The 22,175-nt window shown below is 73.4% G+C and carries 25 protein-coding genes; 15 read left to right on the top strand and 10 right to left on the bottom strand.

Going from position 1 to position 22,175, the window contains the following annotated elements:
* Positions 1-132: 132 nt before the first annotated feature.
* Together AB0G79_RS15460 and AB0G79_RS15455 are read right to left on the bottom strand one after the other, a co-directional pair.
* Positions 133-801, bottom strand: coding sequence for a TetR/AcrR family transcriptional regulator (locus AB0G79_RS15460; protein WP_360806232.1), 669 nt, complete (start codon positions 799-801; stop codon positions 133-135).
* 79 nt (positions 802-880) lie between these two features.
* Positions 881-1,675 carry an IclR family transcriptional regulator gene (locus AB0G79_RS15455; RefSeq protein WP_360806229.1) on the bottom strand — a complete coding sequence of 265 codons (795 nt, stop codon included), beginning with the start codon at positions 1,673-1,675 and terminating at the stop codon, positions 881-883.
* 199 nt (positions 1,676-1,874) lie between these two features.
* Between AB0G79_RS15455 and AB0G79_RS15450 the strand changes: the two genes are divergently transcribed.
* The 8 genes from AB0G79_RS15450 to AB0G79_RS15415 all read left to right on the top strand — a co-directional run bounded on the left by AB0G79_RS15450 (position 1,875) and on the right by AB0G79_RS15415 (position 8,361).
* Complete coding sequence (locus tag AB0G79_RS15450) at positions 1,875-2,045, top strand: putative leader peptide (protein WP_360806226.1); 171 nt, start codon at positions 1,875-1,877, stop codon at positions 2,043-2,045.
* Positions 2,046-2,325: 280 nt separating this feature from the next.
* Positions 2,326-3,351, top strand: a complete 1,026-nt coding sequence (locus AB0G79_RS15445) for an ABC transporter substrate-binding protein (RefSeq protein WP_360806223.1) — start codon at positions 2,326-2,328, stop codon at positions 3,349-3,351.
* A gap of 120 nt (positions 3,352-3,471) precedes the next feature.
* Positions 3,472-4,506, top strand: coding sequence for an ABC transporter substrate-binding protein (locus AB0G79_RS15440; protein WP_360806220.1), 1,035 nt, complete (start codon positions 3,472-3,474; stop codon positions 4,504-4,506).
* Positions 4,503-5,357 carry an ABC transporter permease gene (locus AB0G79_RS15435; protein WP_360806217.1) on the top strand — a complete coding sequence of 285 codons (855 nt, stop codon included), beginning with the start codon at positions 4,503-4,505 and terminating at the stop codon, positions 5,355-5,357. Before AB0G79_RS15440 ends, AB0G79_RS15435 begins: the two co-directional genes overlap by 4 nt.
* Positions 5,354-6,109 carry an ABC transporter ATP-binding protein gene (locus AB0G79_RS15430; RefSeq protein WP_360806214.1) on the top strand — a complete coding sequence of 252 codons (756 nt, stop codon included), beginning with the start codon at positions 5,354-5,356 and terminating at the stop codon, positions 6,107-6,109. The genes AB0G79_RS15435 and AB0G79_RS15430 overlap by 4 nt, the downstream gene beginning before the upstream one ends.
* Positions 6,106-6,969, top strand: coding sequence for an ABC transporter substrate-binding protein (locus tag AB0G79_RS15425; RefSeq protein WP_360806211.1), 864 nt, complete (start codon positions 6,106-6,108; stop codon positions 6,967-6,969). The genes AB0G79_RS15430 and AB0G79_RS15425 overlap by 4 nt, the downstream gene beginning before the upstream one ends.
* A 5-nt stretch (positions 6,970-6,974) precedes the next feature.
* Positions 6,975-8,057: an LLM class flavin-dependent oxidoreductase gene (locus AB0G79_RS15420; RefSeq protein ID WP_360806208.1), complete on the top strand. Its 1,083-nt coding sequence runs from the start codon at positions 6,975-6,977 to the stop codon at positions 8,055-8,057.
* A 46-nt stretch (positions 8,058-8,103) separates the two neighbouring features.
* Positions 8,104-8,361, top strand: coding sequence for a WhiB family transcriptional regulator (locus AB0G79_RS15415; RefSeq protein ID WP_360806205.1), 258 nt, complete (start codon positions 8,104-8,106; stop codon positions 8,359-8,361).
* An 84-nt stretch (positions 8,362-8,445) separates the two neighbouring features.
* On the opposite strand, the gene AB0G79_RS15410 is transcribed toward AB0G79_RS15415, so the two are convergent.
* The 3 genes from AB0G79_RS15410 to AB0G79_RS15400 all read right to left on the bottom strand — a co-directional run bounded on the left by AB0G79_RS15410 (position 8,446) and on the right by AB0G79_RS15400 (position 10,698).
* Positions 8,446-9,420, bottom strand: coding sequence for an acyl-ACP desaturase (locus AB0G79_RS15410; RefSeq protein WP_360806202.1), 975 nt, complete (start codon positions 9,418-9,420; stop codon positions 8,446-8,448).
* Between the two features lie 193 nt (positions 9,421-9,613).
* The gene (locus AB0G79_RS15405; protein WP_360806199.1) at positions 9,614-9,832 is read right to left on the bottom strand and encodes a hypothetical protein; all 219 of its coding nucleotides are present in this window, start codon (positions 9,830-9,832) and stop codon (positions 9,614-9,616) included.
* Positions 9,833-9,846: 14 nt separating this feature from the next.
* A complete protein-coding gene (locus tag AB0G79_RS15400) occupies positions 9,847-10,698 on the bottom strand; it encodes a helix-turn-helix transcriptional regulator (protein WP_360806196.1) in 852 nt (283 codons plus the stop codon).
* A 183-nt stretch (positions 10,699-10,881) separates the two neighbouring features.
* Between AB0G79_RS15400 and AB0G79_RS15395 the strand changes: the two genes are divergently transcribed.
* A complete protein-coding gene (locus AB0G79_RS15395; RefSeq protein ID WP_360806193.1) occupies positions 10,882-11,355 on the top strand; it encodes an ATP-binding protein in 474 nt (157 codons plus the stop codon).
* Positions 11,356-11,471: 116 nt separating this feature from the next.
* Here the strand turns inward: AB0G79_RS15395 and AB0G79_RS15390 are convergent, their stop codons facing one another.
* From AB0G79_RS15390 to AB0G79_RS15380, 3 genes are all read right to left on the bottom strand, one after another.
* Positions 11,472-13,112 carry an ABC-F family ATP-binding cassette domain-containing protein gene (locus AB0G79_RS15390; protein WP_360806190.1) on the bottom strand — a complete coding sequence of 547 codons (1,641 nt, stop codon included), beginning with the start codon at positions 13,110-13,112 and terminating at the stop codon, positions 11,472-11,474.
* Positions 13,113-13,385: 273 nt separating this feature from the next.
* The gene (locus tag AB0G79_RS15385) at positions 13,386-13,793 is read right to left on the bottom strand and encodes an SsgA family sporulation/cell division regulator (RefSeq protein ID WP_360806187.1); all 408 of its coding nucleotides are present in this window, start codon (positions 13,791-13,793) and stop codon (positions 13,386-13,388) included.
* A gap of 217 nt (positions 13,794-14,010) precedes the next feature.
* Entirely contained in the window at positions 14,011-14,484 is a 474-nt protein-coding gene (locus tag AB0G79_RS15380) for a (4Fe-4S)-binding protein (protein ID WP_360806184.1), read from the bottom strand.
* A gap of 75 nt (positions 14,485-14,559) precedes the next feature.
* Here AB0G79_RS15380 and AB0G79_RS15375 point away from each other — a divergent pair, with 75 nt between their 5' ends.
* On the top strand, positions 14,560-15,642 hold the full coding sequence (locus AB0G79_RS15375; RefSeq protein ID WP_360806181.1) for an oxidoreductase: 1,083 nt from the start codon (positions 14,560-14,562) through the stop codon (positions 15,640-15,642).
* 40 nt (positions 15,643-15,682) lie between these two features.
* Positions 15,683-16,099 (top strand): NTP pyrophosphohydrolase, encoded by a 417-nt coding sequence (locus AB0G79_RS15370; RefSeq protein WP_360806178.1) that lies wholly within the window; start codon positions 15,683-15,685, stop codon positions 16,097-16,099.
* A gap of 10 nt (positions 16,100-16,109) precedes the next feature.
* Here the strand turns inward: AB0G79_RS15370 and AB0G79_RS15365 are convergent, their stop codons facing one another.
* Positions 16,110-16,409: a YciI family protein gene (locus tag AB0G79_RS15365; RefSeq protein ID WP_360806175.1), complete on the bottom strand. Its 300-nt coding sequence runs from the start codon at positions 16,407-16,409 to the stop codon at positions 16,110-16,112.
* A 43-nt stretch (positions 16,410-16,452) separates the two neighbouring features.
* Here AB0G79_RS15365 and AB0G79_RS15360 point away from each other — a divergent pair, with 43 nt between their 5' ends.
* Positions 16,453-17,154, top strand: a complete 702-nt coding sequence (locus AB0G79_RS15360; RefSeq protein WP_360806172.1) for an endonuclease V — start codon at positions 16,453-16,455, stop codon at positions 17,152-17,154.
* Between the two features lie 6 nt (positions 17,155-17,160).
* Here the strand turns inward: AB0G79_RS15360 and AB0G79_RS15355 are convergent, their stop codons facing one another.
* Positions 17,161-18,375: a saccharopine dehydrogenase NADP-binding domain-containing protein gene (locus AB0G79_RS15355; protein ID WP_360806169.1), complete on the bottom strand. Its 1,215-nt coding sequence runs from the start codon at positions 18,373-18,375 to the stop codon at positions 17,161-17,163.
* Positions 18,376-18,597: 222 nt separating this feature from the next.
* Here AB0G79_RS15355 and AB0G79_RS15350 point away from each other — a divergent pair, with 222 nt between their 5' ends.
* Genes AB0G79_RS15350 through AB0G79_RS15340 form a run of 3 tightly spaced genes read left to right on the top strand, consistent with a single transcriptional unit; the run spans position 18,598 to position 22,148 of the window.
* Positions 18,598-19,749: a CaiB/BaiF CoA-transferase family protein gene (locus AB0G79_RS15350; protein WP_360806166.1), complete on the top strand. Its 1,152-nt coding sequence runs from the start codon at positions 18,598-18,600 to the stop codon at positions 19,747-19,749.
* Positions 19,746-20,888 (top strand): acyl-CoA dehydrogenase family protein, encoded by a 1,143-nt coding sequence (locus tag AB0G79_RS15345; RefSeq protein WP_360806163.1) that lies wholly within the window; start codon positions 19,746-19,748, stop codon positions 20,886-20,888. The genes AB0G79_RS15350 and AB0G79_RS15345 overlap by 4 nt, the downstream gene beginning before the upstream one ends.
* A 45-nt stretch (positions 20,889-20,933) precedes the next feature.
* Positions 20,934-22,148, top strand: coding sequence for an acetyl-CoA C-acetyltransferase (locus AB0G79_RS15340; RefSeq protein WP_360806160.1), 1,215 nt, complete (start codon positions 20,934-20,936; stop codon positions 22,146-22,148).
* Positions 22,149-22,175: the final 27 nt, after the last annotated feature.

The raw sequence follows: 22,175 nt of genomic DNA, 5'->3' as shown, positions 1-22,175 counted from the left end.
AGGCGTGAAAGGAAGGAGCCTTGGATCGGATGCGGGGCGGGCGTCGACCGGGCGTGGCCCGGGAAGGGCGGAAGGCCCGCCGGAACCGGCCGGCGCGGGAACGGCGGAGGGCCGGCCGGAACCGGCCGTGGGTCAGTCCTCGGCGAGCGTCGCCCGGCCCCGCTCCGTCGCCGCCTCGCGCAGGCGGGTGAGGACCCCGTGCTCGGCGCGGGCGTAGGCCGAGGTCTCACGGAGCAGCACCGACCGTGCGTTCGCCGCTTCCATGAGCGCGATCACCTCGAATGCCAGCTGCCCGGCGTCCAGGTCCTCCGCGAAGTCGCCCGCCGCGCGCGCCTCGGCCAGGGACTCCTCCATGTACGCGCTCCACTCCACGTGGGCCCGCGCGACCGCGTCGTGGACAGGCCCGGTCCGCGCGTCGAACTCGGCCGAGACCGCGTAGAAGAAGCAGCCGCCCGTGAAGACCCGCTCCGAGGAGTACGCGATCCAGTTGCGGCACAGCTCCCACACGCGGCGCGCGCCCGGCGGGACGTCCTTGAGGGGCGCGACCACACGGTCGGCGAAGACGGCGGCGGCGGCCCTGACCGTGGCGAGCTGGAGCTCCTCCTTGGAGCCGAAGAGGGCGAAGATCCCGCTCTTGCTCAGCTCCAGTTCGGTCGCGATCCGGCCCAGGGAGAGGCCTTCGAGCCCCTCGACCGACGCGATGTCCATGGTCCGGCCGAGGACCAGGCGGCGGGTCTGGTTCCCCCGCTCGACGCGTCCGTCCGTCTTGGTCCCGGTGCCGCTTCCCGTGCTGCCGCTCATCCCTCCATCGTACTGAACGCACGACCGTTCGGACATCGGCGCACGCTCCGCCGGGACGTCCGTGCGCGGACGCCCCTGGCTAGAGGGACGCCCTGCCGTGGTCGGGCCGCTCCGTCGGCGCCAGGAGCAGTACCTCCAGGGCCCGGGCGCACGCCCGCGCCTGCGCGAGGTACCAGTCGAGGCGCGCGTCGGTGATCAGCTCCGGGGTGGCACGGACCGCCAGCGCGAACCGCGCGTGCCCGGTCCGCTCCAGGACCGGTACGGCCACGGTCCGCACCCCGTGGGCCGATTCGCCGTCGTTGAGGGCGAACCCCGCCTCCCGTACGCGTGCCAACTCGGCCGCCAGCGCAGGAGGTTCGACGATGGTCCGCTCGGTGAACGCGTGCAGCGGCGGCAGCGAGCGCGGGCCTCCCTCGCCCGCCCGGGGCCAGGCGAGCAGCACCTTCCCGAGCGCCGTCGAGTGCAGCGGCCGGCGCAGGCCCACCTTCGGCGTCACCGAGCCGCCCGCCACGATCACCACGTGCGGACCGCTCCGCAGCGCCAAGTCGACGGTGGCACCGGTCCGTTCGGACAGATCCGCGAGCTCGGGCGCGGCCAGGTGCAGTCCGCGCTGGTGGTACGAGAGCCGACCGAGCTCCGTCACGGCCGGGCCGAGCCGGTAGCGCGCCGTCCGGGCGTCCTGCTCCAGGAAGCCCGCGCCGAGCAGGGTGCGGGCCAGCCGGTGCGCCGTGGAGGTGGACAGCCCGAGCCTGCGCGCGAGCTCGGAGGCGCTCAGGTCGGGCCCGTTGTCGTGGAAACAGTGCAGGACGTCCAGCGCGCGGCGCACCGCCTGGGCGCCCGCCGGCGGTCGCAGGGTCTCGGCCTCGGTCGTCATAGGGTTCGCTCCCCGTGGGTGATCGGGTTCCCACGCTCCCACATGACGGGAGTCGATCCGGAGCGTCCGGCGAGGTCGGAAACACTCTGTTCACAAGCAATCCCACATGGTGGCAGTCGAGTTGTGAGCCCCGAACCATCCATGGCAAGGTTCCGGCCAACACACCGAAGCGGCACCGAGCCGGAAGGGAGCAGGCCCCGTGACGAACCGACGACGTGCCGTGCGCCCCGCTCCGGCCCTCTCCGGTCCGGCCCCCGCTCCGGTCCTCTCCGGTCCGGCCCCCGCTCCGGTCCTCTCCGGTCCGCCGATCGCGCTGACCCGGCGCCGCCACATTGACCTGGTGCGCGTCGCCGGGGTCTGTTGTCGCTGACCCCTTCCGCAGGCCGCCCCCGCCCGTGGGGCCGTGCCTCCGTGTGCGTACCGGCGTGATCCCCGCCTCCCCCTGAACCCCCTCCGTGCGGACACGGAGCCGGGCCCGCCTCCGCTCCGGCGCGTCCGCGCGGTGCTTCTCCGTGCCGTGGCCCTCCGCGCGGCGTTCCTCCGGTCCGTGGCCCTCCGCGCCCGTGCCCTTCGCGTCCCACCGCTCCACGTGGCCGAAGAGCGACGCCCTCGCACGCCGTTCCCCCGCTCACCTCCATCCGGGAAGTCCCATGCCGAAAACCGCCGTCCCCGACACCCTCTGGTTCACCCGCTGCCCCGTCCCGACCGCCACCGGCGTCGCCGCCGACCGAGGCTGGCTGGCCGGGGAGTTCGCCGCCGACGGCATCGCCGTCCGCTCCCTGCAGGACGCCGATCCGGGCGCCGACCGGGCCGCCCACTACACCCACGCCCTTCCCGGACTGTTCCGTGAGGGCGGCAACGTCCCCGCTCTGTGGGCCCGTTCGCTCGGCGAGCGCACCCGGCTCGTCGGCCTCACCTGGATCGAGGAGCGCCAGGCGATCCTCGTCGCCCCCGGCACCCCGGTGCGCGGTGCCGCCGCCCTGCGCGGACTCCGCCTCGCGCTGCCCCGGCACCCCGTACCCATCGACTTCTGGCGTGCCATGGCCCTGCGCGGCTTCGAGGGCGTGCTCGCCTCGGCCGGGTACGGACTCGGGGACGCCGCCCTCGTCGACGTACCCGCCGGCGGGCGCGACGGCCAGTGGGCGTCCGAGCTCGCCGCCCTGCGCCGGGGCGAGGTCGACGCCGTGTACGTGAAGGGCGCCCTCGCCGTCGAAGCCGCCCGCCGCGCCGGAGCCGAGGTCGCCGTCGAACTCGACGACCTCCCCGACCCCGCGCACCGGGTCAACAACGGCACCCCGCGCCCGCTCACCGTGCACCAGGACCTCCTGGACACCCGGCCCGACCTCGTGGACCGCTTCCTCTCCGTCCTGCTCAGGGCAGCCGACTGGGCCGCCGACGAGCCCGCCGAGGTCGCCCGCATCCTCGGCGCGGAGACCGGCGCGGGCGCCGAGGGCGTCGCGGGCGCCTACCGGGCCGGCACCCACCGCACCCTCCACCCCGACCTGTCCGACGACCGGCTCGGCCTGCTCGCCCGGCAGGAGGACTCACTGCGCGCCCACGGCTTCCTGCCGGAGGCCGTGGACGTACGGAGCTGGGCCGACCCGGAGCCGCTGCGCCGCGCCCGCCTCCTCGCCACCCGCGCGGGCGCTCCCCGGCAGGGGCCCGCGCCCCGCTGACGGCGGCCGACCCGTCCACGCGGCGGCGGCGACCGCCCGGCCGAACCCGCTGACGGCAGCCGCCCCCCCCGACACCCGCCGCTCCCCTCTCGCTCTCCCTCTCTCCCCGAAGGACGACCCATGCGCCCACTCGCCGCCCTGCGCCCACTCGCCAGGACCACCACCGCCCTCGCGGCAGTCGCCGCGCTCTCCACCCTCGCCGCCTGCGGCGGCACCGACGGCACCGGCGGCGCGAAGGGCGAGGGGAACGGCGCGGCGCCCACGGTCACCGTCCGCATCCCCGACCCCGGGAACTCCGGCGTCCTCGCCCGGGGCAAGCAGGACGGCAGCCTCGACAAGGCCCTGGCCGCCGTCGGCGCCAAGGTCGCGTGGACTGGCAGCGCCGGGCCGTTCGCCCCCGCCGCCCAGGCCATGAACGCCGACCAGCTCGACATCGCCACCGGCTCGATCACCTCCGGCATCACCTCGCTCGCCCAGAGCCCCGGCTTCGCCTTCTTCACGGCCACCGACCCCGACCCCGCCGGCGAGGGGATCCTCGTCCGCGAGGGTTCGGACATCGACTCCGTCACCGACCTCGTCGGCCGCAAGGTCGCCGTCAACAAGGGCGGCACCGGCGAGTACCTCCTCCTCAAGGCCCTCGCCCAGGCGGGCGTCCCCACCGACCGGGTCGAGCGGGTCTACCTGCGGCCCGACCAGACCGCCGCCGTCTTCAACGCGGGCCAGGTCGACGCCTGGGCGGTGTGGTCGACGTACGCCGTGGCCGAGATCGGCTCCGGCAAGGCCCGCTTCCTCGCCGACGGGGCCGCCATCGGATCCGACAACTACAGCCTGAACGCGGTCCGTTCGGGCTTCGCGAAGGACCACCCCGAGATCGTCAAGGCGCTCTACGCCTACCTCCACGACAACAGCGCCAAGGAGCGGAAGGACCCGGCGGCCTACCTCAACGTCTTCACCGACGCCGGACCCACCGCCGTCAACGGCAAGGCCAAGGAGGTCCAGATCTCCTTCACCGCCAAGGGCGGCACCGTCGACCCGATCGGCCCGGAGGACGTCGAGCGCTTCCGGACCGTCGCCCGGTTCTACGCCGACCAGAAGGTGACCCCGGCCGAGGTCGACATCGCGGCCCATCTCCTCGACATCGAGAAGCTGTCATGACGGCCCTCTCCGAAGAGACGGAAACGGCGCACGTCCCCGGGCTCGTCGCCCCCCGCCCGCCGTCCCGCCGCCCCCGGCCCCGCGCCTACGCCGTCACCGTCCGCGCCCTCGGACCGTTCGCCCTCCTCGCCCTCTGGTGGGCCTCGTCGGCCACCGGCCTCCTCACCCCCGACGTCCTCGCTTCACCTCCCCAAGTAACCGACGCCGTCGGCGAGTTGTGGAGCAACGGGCAGCTTCCCGACGCGCTCGCCACCTCACTCACCCGCTCCGGGACCGGCCTCGTCATCGGTCTCGCCACCGGACTCACGCTCGGCATCGTCACCGGCTTCACCCGGCTCGGCGACGAACTGCTCGACTCCTCCCTCCAGACCCTCCGCACGATCCCCTTCCTCTCCCTCGTGCCCCTCTTCATGGTCTGGTTCGGCATCAACGAGACCGCGAAGATCCTGCTCATCGCCGTCGCCACCACCTTCCCCATGTACGTCTCCGCCTCCGGCGGCGTCCGCGACACCGACCGCAAACTCGTCGAGGCCATGCGCAGCTTCGGCCTCGGCCGCCTGGAGATCATCCGGCTCGTCGTCCTGCCCGGTGCGCTGCCCGCGCTCCTCGCCGGCCTGCGGCTCTCGATGACCCTCAGCGTCATCGCGCTCATCGCCGCCGAGGAGATCAACGCCACCGAGGGCATCGGCTACCTCATGTCCCAGGCCCAGAGCTACGCCCGCACCGACGTCCTCGCCGTCTGCATCCTCGTGTACGGGCTCCTCGGCCTCGCCGCCGACGTGTTCGTCCGGGGCCTGGAACGGGTCCTCATGCCCTGGCGCACCGCCGGACCGGGAGCGGTGACGCGGTGACGGACCACACGACCGCCGTGCGCGTACGGGGCCTGCGCCGGGTCTTCGGTACCCGACCCGTCCTCGACGGACTCGATCTGACCCTGGAACGAGGCGAGTTCCTCGCACTCCTCGGAGCGAGTGGCAGCGGCAAGACCACCCTGCTCCGCATCCTGGGGGCGCTCGACGCCGCCGACGGGGGAGAGGCCCTCGTCCCCGCCGCACGCACCGTCGTCTTCCAGGAGCCCCGGCTCATCCCCTCGCGGCGGGTCCTCGCCAACGTGACCGTGGGCCTCCCGCGCGGGGCGCGTACCAAGGAGACCGGCCTGCGGGCCCTCGCCGAGGTCGGCCTCGACCGGCACGCCCACGCCTGGCCCGCCACCCTCTCCGGCGGCGAGGCGCAGCGTGTCGCCCTCGCCAGGGCGCTCGTCCGCGAACCCGAACTCCTGCTCCTGGACGAGCTGTTCGCGGCGCTCGACGCGCTCACCCGGCTCCGTATGCAGGACCTCGTCGGCGAGCTGCGCCGGGTCCACCGGCCCGCCGTCCTCCTCGTCACCCACGACGTCGACGAGGCCGTCCGGCTCGCCGACCGGGTCGCCGTCCTCCGGGACGGCCGGCTCGTCACCGACCTCCGGGTCGCCGTGGACCGGCCGCGCGACCCGGGCGACCCCGCGTTCGTCGCCCTGCGCCGCCGTCTCCTCGCCGACCTCGGAGTCGGACAGGACCAGAGCCCCGAAACCCTCACCCCGTCGCTCGAAGGAGCCCCCGCATGACCGTCACCATAGGCGTCCACCGCAGCAACCCCTCCCTCTACCACCTCTCCCGACTCGGCTACGCGGAGGAGGAGTTGGCCGCGCTCGGCGAGACCGTCGCCTGGCACCCGTACACCGACGGCGTCCGCACCGGCGCCTTCCTCGCCGACGGCACCATCGACTTCGGCGGCACCGGCTCCACCCCGCCCGTCACCGCGCAGGCGGCCGGTCACGACATCGTCTACACCGCCGTCTCCGCGCCCCGCCCCGACCACGGCGCGCTGCTCGTTCCCGAGGACAGCCCGGTCCGTACCGTCGCCGACCTCAGGGGCGGCACCGTCCACCTCGCCGTCGGCTCCTGGCAGACCCACCTCGTCGCCAAGGCGCTGGACGACGCGGGTCTCTCGTACGCCACCGACATCACCCCCGTGCGCGGCGACGCGGCCAGTGAGGAGAAGCTCCGCGCCGGGGAGATCACCGCGTGGGTCGCGCAGGGCGCCGAGCTCGCCGCCGCCCGCCGCGCCGGCGGTCTGCGCACCCTGGTCCGTACCGGGGACGTCATCTCCGACCGGTCCGTCTTCTTCACCCGCCGCGACCTGGCCGAGGAGCGGCCCGAGCTCGTCGAGGCGCTCGTCCGGGCCCTGCGGCGGGCCGACGAGTGGGCCGCCGCGCACCCCCGCGAGGCCGCCGGGACCGCCGCAGCCGACCAGGGCGGCACGGTCGAGGACTGGGAGACCGCGCTGCGGGCCCTGCCGTGGACGATCGAGCCGGTCGGCGAGGAGTTCCTCGCCGAGCAGCAGGAGGCGGCGGACATCTTCCACCGCGTCGGCTTCGTCGACCGGGCGGTCACCGTCGCCGACGCCCTGCCCCGGAAGGCGTGAGCGCCGTGACCACCCCCGCACCCGAGGTCCTCTGGTACATCATCCCGCGCGAGGGCGCCTACCCCTGGGAGCCCGCCGGCCGCCGATCCGTCGACCTCGGCTATCTCACCGGCCTCGCCGGCACGGTCGAGCGCCTCGGCTACACCGGCGCGCTCCTCGCCACCGACCTCTACGACGTCTGGCCGCTCGGCTCCGCCCTCGCCGCCTCCACCGGCACCCGCTTCAAGCCGCTGCTCGCCGTCCACCCCGGTCTGATCGCCCCGACCCTGCTCGCCAAGATGGCGCTGAGCTTCGACAACCTCTTCGGCGGCAGGCTGCGGTTCAACGTCGTCAACGGTTCGACGAGCGCCCTGCGGGAGTACGGGCTCCACGTGGGGCACGACGAGCGGTACGAGCTGAGCGCCGAGTACTGGTCGATCGTCAAGCGCCTCACGGCCGGCGAGGTCTTCGACCACAAGGGCCGCTTCTACGAGCTCAAGGACGCCGGCGCCTCCTTCCGCGACCTGCGGCCCGTGCAGGAACCGCACGTCCCGCTCTGGTTCGGCGGCTCCTCGGCGCCGGGCATCGAGATGGCCGCCGAGCACGTCGACGTCTACCTGACCTGGGGCGAGCCGCCGCACCTGCTGAAGGAGAAGCTCGACCACGTACGGGCCAGGGCTGCGGCCCACGGACGCACCCTCCGGATCGGCCTGCGGCTCCACCTCGTCGTCCGCGACACCGAGGACGAGGCGTGGGCGGCGGCCGACCGGCTGCTGGACGTGACCAGCCAGGAGACGTACGCCCGGCAGCTCGGCGGGCGGGCGGACGAGGACGGCGTCGGCTGGCAGCGCCAGTTCCGGCAGCACGGCGGCAGGGTCCCCGCGCGCGCCCGCGAGCTGGAGACCCACCCGAACCTGTGGCCCGGCATGAGTCTCTTCCGGCCCGGGCCCGGCACGGCGGTCGTCGGATCCGCCGCGCAGGTCGTGGAGCGGCTCCAGGAGTACCAGGAGCTGGGCGTGGACACGTTCATCCTGTCGGGGAACCCGCTCCTGGAGGAGGCGTACCGGGTCGCCGAAACGGTCCTGCCGGCCCTCGGCGTCCGGCATTGATGAAACGTTGAGAGGGCGTTTAGGCCGCCGGAGCACCGTAGGGGGCATGCAGACGGATACCGACACGCTGACCGCCCCCGAACTCTCCTGGCGCGAGAACGCCCTGTGTGCCCAGGCGGGGCCGGAGTTCTTCTTCCCGGCCCCCGGCTCCTCGACCCGCGAGGCCAAGCAGCTGTGCGGGGCGTGCGAGGGGCGCGTGGCATGCCTGGACTACGCGCTCAGCAACGACGAGCGCTTCGGGGTCTGGGGCGGGCTCTCCGAGAAGGAGCGCGTGCGCCTCAGGCGGCAGCAGACGCGCCGCTGAGCCGCACCCACGGGGGGTGCGGCTCAGCGGGCGCTTCGTCCGGGAGGGGCGAAGCGCGGGTGTGAGGGGTGGGCGCGCGAGGGCTCAGCCGGCGGCGCGGGAGGCCATGCGGGCCTTGCGGGCCGCGAGCTTCTCGTCGAACTTGCTCGCCTCGCTGTCCAGGCCGTTCATGTACAGACCCAGCTCCTCCTGGGCGCGCAGCCCGTCCGGGCCGAGGCCGTCGATCTGGAGGACCTTGAGGAAGCGCAGGACGGGCTGGAGCACGTCGTCGTGGTGGATGCGCATGTTGTAGATCTCGCCGATCGCCATCTGCGCGGCGGCCCGCTCGAAGCCGGGCATGCCGTGGCCGGGCATCCGGAAGTTCACGACCACGTCCCGCACGGCCTGCATGGTCAGGTCGGGGGCGATCTCGAAGGCCGCGCCCAGCAGGTTGCGGTAGAAGACCATGTGCAGGTTCTCGTCGGTCGCGATGCGCGCGAGCATCCGGTCGCAGACCGGGTCGCCGGACTGGTGTCCGGTGTTGCGGTGCGAGATGCGGGTGGCGAGCTCCTGGAAGGCGACGTACGCCACGGAGTGCAGCATCGAGTGCCGGTTGTCGGACTCGAAGCCCTCGCTCATGTGCGACATCCGGAACTGCTCCAGCTTGTCCGGGTCGACGGCGCGGGAGGCGAGGAGGTAGTCGCGCATGACGATGCCGTGACGGCCCTCCTCGGCGGTCCAGCGGTGCACCCAGGTGCCCCAGGCGCCGTCACGGCCGAAGAGGCTGGCGATCTCGTGGTGGTAGCTCGGGAGGTTGTCCTCGGTGAGCAGGTTGACCACGAGGGCGATCTTGCCGATCTCGGTGACCTTCGACTGGGACGGGTCCCAGGCCTCGCCGTCCTCGAAGAGGCCCGGGAAGTTCCGGCCGTCGGACCACGGCACGTACTCGTGCGGCATCCAGTCCTTGGTGACCTTGAGGTGCCGGTTGAGCTCCTTCTCCACGACCTCTTCGAGCGCGTAGAGCAGGCGCGCGTCGGTCCACTCCGCCGAGCTGCCGAGGTGGGGAGAGGTGAGCGTCACGGGGACTCCTGGGGACGGAGAAGGGCGTACGGAATTACCTACGGCTTCGTAGGTTACGAGACCGTAGGTTAAGGCTCCGTAAGGCGTCGGCCAAGCCCGTCCTGGCGATGTCCGGTTACGTTCCGTTATGTGTGCTGCTCCGGCGGGGGGCCGGAGACGCAGGTCACGTCAGCGCGACGGTGCGGGCAACTACTCAGAGCAGGTGATCGGCCGCACCCGCCTTCACCGCGCAGATGAGTGCGCGGAGCGCCTCGGCGGAGTCGGTCACGTACGCGTCGGGGGCCAGGGTCGAGCCGATGTAGGCCTGTCCGGAGTCGTCGATCCCGAAGCGGAAGCAGTTGGCGCCCTCGCTGCAGAAGGCCTCGCTCCAGTCGATCCGGACGGGGGTGCGGGGGGCGGTCGGGACGTTCATGTGGGGGCGGTCCTTCACAGATCCTGGGCGATGGTGCGTATGAACGCGCGCGACTCGTTCGTGGACAGAGCGAGCCCGCGCAGTCGGTCGAGCAGGCCGCGGTAGCGGCGGAGCTGCATGTCGGCGTCGAGGAGTATCGAGCCGTGCGAGGAGTCCAGCTGCACGGTGTCGAGCTGCGGCACCGGCGCGGCCACATAGGTGAACGACTGGCCCGCCCCGGGGAAACCCCCCGCGGCGAACGGGATGACGCGGACGGTGACGGTGTCCCGCTCGGCGTACGCGAGGATGTGCTCCAGCTGGGCCCGGGCGATCTTCGGTCCGCCGAACTGCATGCGCAGCGCCGCCTCGTGGATCACGGCCTCGTAGAGCACGGGCCGGTCCCGGTCGAGGACCTCCTGGCGGCGCAGCCGCAGGGCGAGCCGGGCCTCCAGGTCGGGGGAGGGGAGCAGGGGGACGGCGGTGTCGAAGACGGCCCGCGCGTGCTCCTCGGTCTGGAGGAGGCCGGGGATGTGCGTGGTGACCGCGGTGTGCAACTCCGACGCGTGGAACTCCAGTTCGGCGATGTCGATCAGCGCGGGGGGGAGCAGCCCCTTGTGCTCCTCCCACCAGCCGCGGTCGCGCTCCTGCGCCATGCCGGCGAGCAGGTCGACGAGGGTCGTGTCGGGGCAGCCGTAGTTGAAGGCGAGGGTGCGGACGCGCTCGGCGCTGATGCCGAAGCGGCCGGACTCGACGTTGGGGATGCGGGTCCGGTCCACGCCCAGGAGGGCGGCGGCCTGTTGGGCCGACATGCCCGATTGCTCGCGCAGTTTGCGCAGTTCGCTCCCGAGGCGCTGCTGTCGCGCGGTCGGGCTGCTCCTGGGTGGCACGCTCGAACTCCCCTGTTCGTTCCGTTTCGCCGCCGATCCGGCGGGATGGCGGCTTCGGCCGGAATGGCACGAGTACACGCAAGTAGTAGCACTGTGCTCCGCTCTTGCGCTACGGTCGGTAGCGCAAGTCTCACACGGGGCGACTGTGACCGTGTGCGCGTACCCCCCCAATGCGCAAGAAATGTGAGCAACTCGATGAAGGGCGCCACGCGCTGCCTCCCGGACGCCGCAACGGCCGGGCCCATACCTCCCGCGACGGAGAACCTCAGCTACTCGATGCGCCTGCCCGGCGGGGCCTACTGCGCGGGCCTCGCCCGCGAGGCGGTCCGCACGCTCCTGACGCGGCACGGCCTCTCCGAACTCTGCGAGACCGCCGCCCTCGCCGCGTCCGAACTCGTCGCCGCCGCCTACCGGTTCACCCCCGACCGGGAGATGCTCCTGCGGATCCGCTGGCAGTACGACGCGCTGCGGATCGTGCTCTACGACCAGCACCCGGCGCACTCCTCGTCCCTCGCCGCCGAGGAATGCCGCGACCGCCGCAGCCGCAGCATGTGGCTGCTGGCCGCGGCGGTCGACGCGGAGGGCGGTGACTGGGGCCTGGCTCCCGTGCTCACGCCGGGCGGCGGAACCAAGTCCTGGGCCTTACTCCACCGTTAGTGATCAAACCTGGCGACGCGCCCCGCCCGGTGACGCCGACCCGCCGCGTCCCCGTCGTCCGCACGCCCCTTTCCTCCGCTCCTCCTCTCCTCTCCTGACCTCTCCTCGCTTCCCCCTCAGTGCACCGAGGTCACTCCTCTGACCTCCTCCGCCGTCGTCGGCCGCAGCTCACCGTCGAGCAGCAGCCAGCGAGTGATCCCCAGCGACTCCAGGAACGTCACGTCGTGGCTCGCCACGACCAGCGCCCCCTCGTAGGCGTCCAGAGCCGCCGTCAGCTTCCGCACCGACGCCATGTCCAGGTTGTTCGTCGGCTCGTCCAGCATCAGCAGCTGCGGAGCCGGCTCCGCCAGGAGCAGCGCCGCGAGCGTCGCCCGGAAACGCTCCCCGCCCGAAAGGGTCCCCGCGGGCTGGTCGGCCCGCGCTCCCCGGAAGAGGAACCTCGCCAGCCGCGCCCTGATCGCGTTCTGCGTCGCCGCGGGCGCGAAACGGGCCACGTTCTCCACCACGCTCAGCCCGTCGTCGAGCACGTCGAGCCGCTGCGGCAGGAAGCGGAGCGGTACCCGCGCGTCGGCCTCGCCCGACACCGCCTCCACCTCCCCGGCGATCGTCCGGAGCAGGGTCGTCTTGCCCGCCCCGTTCCGGCCCACGAGCGCGATCCGCTCAGGACCCCGCAGCGCGAACTCGCCGGCCACCTTCGCCCCGTACCGCAGCTCCAGGTCGCGCAGGTAGAGCACCTCGCGGCCCGGCGGCACCGAGGTGCGGGGCAGCTCGACGCGGATCTCGTCGTCGTCGCGGACGGCCTCCACCGCCGCGTCGAGCCGCTCCCGTGCCTCGGACAGCCGCTCCGCGTGCAGGGTGCGGTGCTTGCCGGCCGCGACCTGGGCGTCGCTCTTGCGGCCGTTCGCCACGATCTTCGGCACGACCTTGTTGTCGAAGCTCTTCTGCGCGAAGCGCTTGCGGCGAGCCAACTTCACCTGCGCGTCGGAGAGTTCGCGCTTCTGGCGTTGTACGTCGGCCTCGGCGACGCGCACCATGCGCTCCGCCGCCTCCTGCTCGGCGGCGAGCGCCGTCTCGTACGCCGACCAGGCACCTCCGTACCAGGTCACCTCGCCGTCCCGCAGGTCGGCGATCTGGTCGACGCGCTCCAGGAGTTCACGGTCGTGGCTGACCACGACCAGGACCCCCGACCAGTTCTCCACGGCTTCGTAGAGACGGGCCCGGGCGTGCCGGTCCAGGTTGTTCGTCGGTTCGTCGAGGAGGAGCACGTCGGGCCGGGCGAGGAGGAGCGCCGCGAGGCGGAGCAGTACCGACTCGCCGCCCGAGACCTCGCCCACGGTCCGGTCGAGACCGACCGTGTCCAGGCCGAGCTGGTCGAGCGTGGCACGGGCCCGCTCCTCCACGTCCCAGTCGTCCGCGAGGGTGGTGAAGTGCTCCTCCGCAGGGTCGCCGGACTCGATCGCGTGCAGCGCGGCGCGCTTCTCGGCGATGCCGAGGATCTCGTCGACCCGGCGCGAGGTGTCCAGGACGAGGTTCTGCGGCAGGTATCCGAGTTCGCCCGTGACGCGGACGGTGCCCGAGGCCGGGGTCAGCTCCCCGGCGATCAGCTTGAGCAGGGTCGACTTGCCGGAGCCGTTGACGCCGACGAGTCCGGTCCGTCCGGGGCCGACCGTGAGGCGGAAGCCGTCGAGGACCTCGGAGCCGTCGGGCCAGGAGAAGGAGAGGGCGGTGCAGGTGATGAACGTGGGGTGATGCGCCATGGAGGCCTCCCGGTCGCGCGTGAGCGTGGAATGGTCATCGCGTGGAGACACCGGGGCGCGGGCAGGTCGTCCGTCGGGAACCGTCTGTCAGGAACGGCTCGTACGCCGAGGTCGAGAACGGCACACGCGGCACAGGGGGCACGCGCGGCTCGGTGTCTCAAACCTCAGACGAGCAACGTCCTTCTCCGATCGGGTGACGACAAGGTCGATGTCGACGGTACGACCCCGACCGGGGAAGGGCAAATGAATTGAACCGGGCGTCGGACGACGCGCCTACGCGAGGAGCCGCGCGAGGTCCCCGTCCCAGTCCAGGTACTGGTGCTCGCGGCCCGCCGGCACCAGGTCCTCCGACCGCTCCAGGAACCGCCGCAGCTCCGAGGTCCGCACGTGGACCATCGCCACCCCCTCCGGGGCGTGGAACTCGACGACCGTGCGGTCGTACCCGTACGGCCGCAGGCGCACGTCCCCGTCACCGGCCGGCCGGTCGACACCCTCGACGAGCAGTTCCCGTGCGAAGGCCCACGACACCTCGACGCCCTCCAGCGTCGCCGGGGGCGGGAACGCCATGCTCACGGCGTACGGATCCTCGCGGTCGTACCGCAGGGTGGCGGGGACGGTCTCCATGCGGGGGCAGGAAGCGACCAGACGGGCCTGCACGGACTGTTCGATGACGGCGGACAAGACCGGCTCCTCTCGCGGGCTTCGGATCCTGTGCGTCTCCCCGACACCAGGGCACCTGACACCAGAAAGGACGAGCGGGAGCACGGGAACGTGCACTCGGAGAGCACGTGAGCTGCGTCACCGTACGCGTCGGCCGCCTCGTTCCCGCACGTCAGCGGTACCGGCCGGCGTCAGCGCGCGTCAGCGGGGGGAGCGCGAGTCAGCGCGGGAGCACGCGTCAGCGCTCGTCGGCCGCGTCGTCGTCCGGCTCCGCGCAGGGACCCGAGTGGTCGCAGTACGGCTGGTTCCCCGACGCTCCGCAGCCGCACAGCACGACCCGCGTCTCGCGCCGGTCCCCGTGCGGGCCGGTCACCAGCAGCTCGCCGCGCACCACCAGCTGCCCCGAAGGCGTGCGGCGCACGCCGGTGGGGGAGTCCGGGAGCTCGGGGGCGGCGCCGTCCGGGCGGCGGCGGTACTGGAGCGCCCCCGACGGGCAGCGGCGGATCACCTCGGCGAGGGCGTCGGGACCGGCGGCGTCCGGCAGGATCCACGGCCGCCGCGCGAGGTCGAAGACCGCGGGCAGTCCGCGCACGCACTCGGCCGCGTGCAGACAGCGCCGCGGCTCGAAGGTGACGGTGATGCCCTCGCCCTCGTACTCCTTGAGCTTCGGCGGTTCCGGGGCGGGCGCGGACTCGGTCGTACGGTCGGTCATGCGGCCAGCCTAGGAACGGCGGGGGAGGTACGCACCCTGGACGGGGCCCGGCCGGGGACGCTAGCTTCCGGCGCCATGACGTCCAAGGGGAAGACGAGACGAATGATGTCGGTGGGGCTGATCGGGGCGGCGCTCGCGCTCACCCTCGCGGCACCCGCGCGCGCCGGGGAGACCCCCGCGGCGGCGGCCGGCTGGCAGCTCACACCGACCGGCACCGACGCCCGCTTCCGCGGGCTCGCGGCGGTCGACCGGGACACCGCCTGGGCGGCCGGCTCCCGGGGCACGGTCCTGCGCACCACCGACGGCGGGCGGAGCTGGCGCGACGTGTCGCCGCCCGGCGCGGGCGACCTGGAGCTCCGCGACGTGGAGGCCTTCGACGCCCGCAGGGCCGTCGTCCTCGCCATCGGCGAGGGCGAGGCGTCCCGCGTCCTGAGCACCGAGGACGGCGGCGCCACCTGGACCGAGTCCTTCCGGAACACCGACCCGCGCGCCTTCTACGACTGCCTGACCTTCTTCGACCGCCGCCACGGGCTCGCCATGAGCGACCCGGTCGACGGCAAGTACCGCATCCTCTCCACCAGCGACGGCGGCCGCTCCTGGGAGGTGCTGCCGAGCGCCGGGATGCCCGACGCGCTCCCCGGCGAGGCCGCGTTCGCGGCGAGCGGCCAGTGCCTGGTCTCGGCCGGTCCCCGCGACGTGTGGCTCGCCACCGGCGGCGGGGCGACGGCCCGGGTCCTGCACTCCGGCGACCGGGGCCTGACCTGGACCGCCACCGAGACGACGATCCCGGCGGGCGACCCGGCCCGGGGCGTCTTCGGCCTCGCCTTCCGCGACCGCACCCACGGCATCGCCGTCGGCGGCGACTACCGCAAGGACCAGCCGTCGCCGCGGGCGGCGGCGGCCAGTGGGGACGGCGGCCGGACCTGGACCGCCTCGGCCACGCCGCCGCCCGCCTACCGCTCGGGCGTCGCCTGGCTCCCGCACAGCAGGTCCGCCGCGCTCGCGGTCGGCCCGACCGGCACGGACCTGACCACCGACGGCGGCCGCACCTGGCGGACCGTCGACACCGGCTCGTACGACACGGTCGACTGCACGGTCGACGGCTCCTGCTGGGCCTCGGGCGAGAAGGGCCGCATCGCCCGGTTCGGCCGGCACTGACCCCGTCGCCCCCTCAGGACGAGGCTGGGATGCTGGGACCATGAACTCCGTGGACCCGGGATCCCCGCCTCTGCTCGTCGTGGACGGGGCCAACGTCGTGGGATCGGTGCCCGACGGCTGGTGGCGCGACCGGCGCGGGGCAGCCGAGCGGCTGCGCGACCGGCTGGCCGAGACCGGTGGTCCGGTGGACGCCCCGTACCCCGGCCCGTTCGAGATCGTCCTGGTCGTCGAGGGCCGCGCCCGCGGTGTCGCCTCCGTCCCCGGCGTGCGGGTCGAGGAGGCGACCGGCAGCGGCGACGACCTGATCGCCGAGCTCGCCGCGCACGCGAACGGCCGGCCGTGTCTCGTCGTCACGGCCGACCGCGAGCTGCGGCGGAGAGTGGAGGCGGCCGGCGCCCGCTGCACGGGCCCGCGCAGCCTGCCGAAGCCCTCGCCCGATCCGCCGGACACCCCCTGAGAGACACCCCCTAGGAGGGCAACTCCTCCCGGAACGGGGCGAGTCCGTCGACCGTCTTGGTCGCGTGGAACTCCGTGATCCGGTACGTGCACACGCCCCCGGCGGTGAACGGGTCGGCCGCCGTGATCTTCTCGATCTCCGCGCGGTCGACACCCGCGGCGAGGATCACCCCGCCGTCGCGCGGGTTCTTCCGCCCGGAGGCGAGGAACACGCCGGCGGCGTACTGCGCGTCGAGCCACTCGACGTGCGCGTCGAGGAGGACGTCGACGCGTTCGAGGGGCGCGGTGTAGGTCAATTCCAGTACGAACATGCCGGCCAGGCTACCGGGGCCCCCGACCGCCTAGGGTCCCCCTATGACGATCATCGGGATTCCGGCGGGCTGGCCCGCCGACGAGGGCGCCGCTCGGGACGTCCAGCGGGAGTTGCGGGCGCGGATCGTGCTCGGCGAGGAAGGGCCTGACGTCGGCCAGGGCCACGTCACCGGGCTCGACGTGGCCTACGACGACGAGCGGGACCTCGTCGCCGCCGCGGCCGTCGTGCTCGACGCGCGCACGCTCGCCGTGGTCGAGGAGGCGACGGCGGTCGGCCGGGTCTCCTTCCCGTACGTCCCCGGGCTCCTCGCCTTCCGGGAGATCCCGACCGTCCTCGCCGCGCTCGACGCCCTCACCGTCGACCCCGGCCTCCTCGTCTGCGACGGCTACGGCATCGCCCACCCGCGCCGCTTCGGCCTCGCGAGCCACATCGGCGTGCTCACCGGACGCCCGGCGATCGGCGTCGCCAAGAACCCCTTCACCTTCACGTACGAGCAACCCGGCGACGGGCGCGGCGAGTTCAGCGCCCTGCTCGCCGAGGGCGAGGAGGTGGGGCGGGCGCTGCGGACGCAGGCCGGGGTGAAGCCGGTGTACGTCTCCGTCGGTCACCGGGTCTCCCTGGAACGCGCCTGCGCCCACACCCTCCACCTCGCCCCGCGCTACCGCGTCCCCGAGACCACCCGGCACGCCGACTCCCTCTGCCGCAGGGCCCTGGAGGAGGCCCGGGCGAGGCACCCGGCGTGACGTCCCTCAGCTCCGGTGCGCCACCCGGAAGCGGATGCCCGCCGCGCTCAGCCGCTCGATGAGCGCGTCGCCCATCGCCACCGCCGTCGTCACCTGGCCCGCCGTCTTCGGCAGCGGGTCGAAGGCGAGGCAGAGCGCCGACTCGGCGAGCATCTTCGCCGTCTCGTCGTAGCCCGGGTCCCCGCCGGACACCTCGGTGAGGACCCGGCGTCCGCCGCCCTCGCCGACGAACCGCACCGAGAACCAGCTCCGCGCCCGCCGCTCGGCGGAGGGCCCGCGCCCCGGTTCGTAACGCTCCATCAGCCAACGCCGTACCGTCGGCAGTTGGGCGGCGACGGCGCCAGCGCCGACCGCCGCCGTGCCGCCGAGCGCCATCGGGAGCGTCTTGACGGAGGCGTAGTGGCGGTAGCGGAAGTCGGGGCCGTACCGGTCGAGACCGGCGGCCGAGCGCGCCACGACCTGGGGGTCGAGCGTCGGCAGCGGCAGCGCCCACGTGCCCATCTCCCGGCTGAACCGGGGCGCGCCCAGCGGTGACCGGGCCCTTCGCCCCACCAACCGGGGTGCGTGGAGCCGTCGTTCGCGCGCGGCCGCGAGCAGCTGCCGTCCCCGGCCGAGAGCCGTCAGGGCGGAGGCGAAGGTGCCGCCCGAGAACGTGGCGCCGGCCCGGACGAAGCCGTCCACGGTGACCGGTACGCCCTCCGGGAGCTGTCGGACCGTGAAGTACGCGCCCAGGTCGTGCGGGACGGAGTCGAAGCCGCAGGCGTGCACGATCCGGGCGCCGGTCTCCCGGGCGCGGGCGTCGTGGCGCACGTACATGAGGTCGACGAACTCGGCCTCGCCGGTCAGGTCCAGGTAGTCCGTGCCCGCCTCCGCGCAGGCGGCGACGAGCCCCTCCCCGTACCAGACGTACGGTCCGACCGTCGTCGCCACGACCCGGGCCGACCCGGCGAGCGCGCGCAGCGACTCGGGGTCGCCCGCGTCGGCGACGACCAGCGGCAGCTCGGCGCAGTGCGGCCACCGGGCGGCGAGCCGCTCGCGCAGCGCCGTGAGCCCGGCCCGGTTGCGGCCCGCGAGGGCCCAGCGGCACCCGGCGGGGGCGTGCTCTGCCAGGTACTCGGCGGTCAGCCCGCCGACGAAACCGGTGGCCCCGAAGAGCACCACGTCGTACTCCCGGGCCCCGTCCTCGTGCGGCTCCACGGCCCCGCCCTCGTGTGAAGTCACGCCCGCCCCTGTCTCCATCGAGCCCCTCGTTCCGGCCGTCACGCCACCGCCCCGCGCGGTCGTCGTCGGCGGAGGATAGCGGAAGGCGCGGTCCCGGCCGCCGGAGCCCCGCGCCGTACAGATTTCCAAGCGCTTGCTCGGCCAGGGGGCTTGTGCCGAGTGGAACACGTTCCTAGCATCTCCGGTGTTACATCATTGGTGTCACACACTCCTGGGGGCTCGATGAGCACGACGCGCACCGCCCGCAACGGCCCGCTCGCCGGGATCCGTGTCGTCGAACTCGCCGGCATCGGCCCCGGCCCCTTCGCCGCCATGCTCCTCGCCGACCTCGGCGCCGACGTGGTCCGCGTCGACCGCCCCGGCGGCGCCGGCCTCGGCATCGACCCGGCCCGCGACCTCACCAACCGCAACAAGCGCTCGGTCCTCGTCGACCTCAAGAGCGAGGCCGGGGTCGCCACCGTGCTCGACCTCGTCGACCGTGCGGACATCCTCGTCGAGGGCTACCGGCCCGGCGTCGCCGAGCGCCTCGGCGTCGGCCCCGAGGCCTGCCTCGCCCGCAACCCCCGCCTCGTCTACGGCCGCATGACCGGCTGGGGCCAGGAGGGCCCGCTCGCCGCGACCGCCGGACACGACATCGGGTACATCGCGCTCACCGGCGCCCTCGGCATGATCGGCCCCGACCCCGAGGGCCCGCCCACCGTCCCCGCCAACCTCGTCGGCGACTACGCGGGCGGCTCGCTCTACCTCGTCGTCGGCGTCCTCGCCGCCCTCCAGCACGCCCGCGCCCACGGCGAGGGCCAGGTCGTCGACGCCGCCATCGTCGACGGCACCGCCCACCTCACCACCATGATCCACGGCATGCTCGCGGCCGGCGGCTGGCAGGACCGCAGGGGAGTCAACCTCCTCGACGGCGGCTGTCCCTTCTACGGCGTGTACGAGACGTCCGACGGCGGCCACATGGCCGTCGGCGCCCTGGAGCAGCGCTTCTACGCCGAGTTCGCCCGCCTCCTCGGCCTCGGCGAGGCCCAGGAGGCGCGCGGGGACCTCGCCCGCTGGCCCGAGCTCCGCGCCGCCGTCGCCGAGCGCTTCCGGAGCCGTACCCGCGAGGAGTGGACCGCCGTCTTCGACGGCTCCGACGCCTGCGTCGCCCCCGTCCTCTCCCTCCGCGAGGCACCGGACCACCCGCACCTCGCCGCCCGCGCCACCTTCACCGAGCACGACGGCCTCGTCCAGCCGGCCCCCGCGCCCCGCTTCTCCGCCACCCCCGGCACGATCCGCCGGGGCCCCGCCCTGCCGGGCGCCGACACCGCCGAGGTCGCCGACGACTGGGCCGTACCCGCCCTCAAGACCCAGGATCAGGAGTCCGCACAGTGAAGCGTCAGATCTACTCCGAGGACCACGAGGCCTTCCGCGCGGTCGTCCGCACCTTCCTGGAGAAGGAGGTGCTGCCCCACTACGAGCAGTGGGAGAGGGACGGCGTCGTCTCCCGCGAGGTCTGGCGCGCCGCCGGCCGGCAGGGCCTCCTCGGCATCGCCGTCGACGAGGAGTACGGAGGCGGCGGCAACCCCGACTTCCGCTACGGGGCCGTACTCGCCGAGGAGTTCACCCGCGCCGGCGCCCCCGGGCTCGCCATCGGCCTCCACAACGACATCATCGGCCCCTACCTCACCTCCCTCGCCACCGACGAGCAGAAGCGCCGCTGGCTCCCCGGCTTCTGCTCCGGCGAGACGATCACCGCCATCGCCATGACCGAACCCGGCGCGGGCTCCGACCTCCAGGGCATCCGGACGACCGCCGAGGACCACGGCGACCACTGGATCCTCAACGGCTCCAAGACCTTCATCTCCAACGGCATCCTCGCCGACCTGGTGATCGTCGTCGCCCGCACCACCCCCGAGGGCGGCGCCCACGGCCTCTCCCTCCTCGTCGTCGAGCGCGGGGCCGAGGGCTTCGAACGCGGCCGGAACCTCGACAAGATCGGCCAGAAGTCCCAGGACACCGCCGAACTCTTCTTCACGGACGTCCGCGTCCCCAAGGAGAACCTGCTCGGCGAGCTCAACGGCGCCTTCGTCCACCTCATGACCAACCTCGCCCAGGAACGCCTGGCCATTGCCGTCGCCGGCATCGCCGGGGCCGAACACCTCCTGGAGCTCACCACCCGGTACGTCAAGGAGCGCGAGGCCTTCGGACGCCCGCTCGCCCGGCTCCAGCACGTCCGCTTCGAGATCGCCGAGATGGCCACCGAGTGCGCCGTCACCCGCACCTTCGTCGACCGCTGCATCGAGGAGCACACGGAGGGCGCGCTCGACGCCGTCCACGCCTCCATGGCCAAGTGGTGGGCGACCGAGCTCCAGAAGCGGGTGGCCGACCGGTGCCTGCAACTGCACGGCGGATACGGCTACATGAGCGAATTCCCGGTCGCCCGCGCCTTCACCGACGGCCGGATCCAGACCATCTACGGCGGCACGACCGAGATCATGAAGGAGATCATCGGCCGTTCCCTCCTCGGCTGACCTCCCGCCGCTCCTCCTTCTCACCCTCACCGCGAAAGGCTTCTCGTGAGCACCGAAGCGTACGTGTACGACGCGATCCGCACCCCGCGCGGACGCGGCAAGGCCAACGGCTCCCTGCACGGCACCAAGCCGATCGACCTGGTCGTCGGCCTCATCCGGGAGATCCAGGCCCGTCACCCCGAGCTCGACCCGGCCGCGATCGACGACATCGTCCTCGGCGTCGTCGGCCCGGTCGGCGACCAGGGCTCCGACATCGCCCGGATCGCCGCCATCGCCGCCGGACTGCCCGACACCGTCGCCGGCGTCCAGGAGAACCGCTTCTGTGCCTCCGGCCTCGAAGCGGTCAACATGGCCGCGATGAAGGTCCGCTCCGGCTGGGAGGACCTCGTCCTCGCCGGCGGCGTCGAGTCCATGTCCCGCGTGCCGATGGCCTCCGACGGCGGCGCCTGGTTCGCCGACCCGATGACCAACCTGGAGACCAACTTCGTCCCCCAGGGCATCGGCGCCGACCTCATCGCCACCATCGAGGGCTTCTCCCGCCGCGACGTCGACGAGTACGCGGCCCTCTCCCAGGAGCGCGCCGCCGCCGCCGTCAAGGACGGCCGCTTCGCCCGCTCGGTCGTCCCCGTGAAGGACCGCGCGGGACTCACCGTCCTCGACCACGACGAGTTCATCCGCCCCGGCACCACCGCCGACACCCTCGCCCGCCTCAAGCCCTCCTTCAAGGACATCGGCGAGCTCGGCGGCTTCGACGCGGTCGCGCTGCAGAAGTACCACTGGGTCGAGGAGATCGACCACGTCCACCACGCGGGCAACTCCTCCGGCATCGTCGACGGCGCCTCGCTCGTCGCCATCGGCTCCAAGGAGGTCGGCGAGCGGTACGGGCTCCGCCCCCGCGCCCGGATCGTCTCGGCCGCCGTCTCCGGCTCCGAGCCGACCATCATGCTCACCGGCCCCGCCCCGGCGACCCGCAAGGCCCTCGCCAAGGCCGGCCTCACCATCGACGACATCGACCTCATCGAGATCAACGAGGCCTTCGCGGCCGTCGTCCTGCGCTTCGTCAAGGACATGGGCGTCTCCCTGGACAAGGTCAACGTCAACGGCGGCGCGATCGCGCTCGGCCACCCGCTCGGCGCCACCGGCGCGATGATCCTCGGCACCCTCGTCGACGAGCTGGAGCGCCAGGACAAGCGCTACGGCCTCGCCACCCTCTGCGTGGGCGGCGGCATGGGCATCGCCACCGTCGTCGAGCGCGTCTGACCGTCCCGTACCGCACCCCCTTCCACG

It is taken from the genome of Streptomyces sp. NPDC020807 (assembly GCF_040641575.1).
Lineage (GTDB): Bacteria > Actinomycetota > Actinomycetes > Streptomycetales > Streptomycetaceae > Streptomyces.
Note: the sequence above shows the minus strand (reverse complement) of the source record. Positions and strands in the feature narration are given on the sequence as shown.